The following is a 349-nucleotide window of genomic DNA, read 5'->3' on the forward strand; positions in this document are numbered from 1 at the left end:
CTAATCATTGGCTTTACCCGATAGAACTCGCGTCCGAGCTCCAGCTATCATGAGGGAAACTTCGGAGGGAACCAGCTACTAGATGGTTCGATTAGTCTTTCGCCCCTATACCCAAGTCAGACGAACGATTTGCACGTCAGTATCGCTGCGGGCTTCCACCAGAGTTTCCTCTGGCTTTACCCCGCTCAGGCATAGTTCACCATCTTTCGGGTCCCGACAGGCATGCTCACACTCGAACCCTTCTCAGAAGATCAAGGTCGGTCGGCGGTGCACCCGCGAGGGATCCCGCCAATCAGCTTCCTTGCGCCTTACGGGTTTACTCACCCGTTGACTCGCACACATGTCAGAC

The 349-nt window shown here is 55.0% G+C and carries 1 rRNA gene; it reads right to left on the reverse strand.

Annotation, left to right across the window (positions count from 1 at the left end):
* A 23S ribosomal RNA gene (locus tag DKT72_RS19070) occupies nucleotides 1-349 on the reverse strand; the annotation flags it as partial.

The sequence above is a fragment of the Confluentibacter sediminis genome, from assembly GCF_003258355.1.
Classification (GTDB): domain Bacteria; phylum Bacteroidota; class Bacteroidia; order Flavobacteriales; family Flavobacteriaceae; genus Confluentibacter; species Confluentibacter sediminis.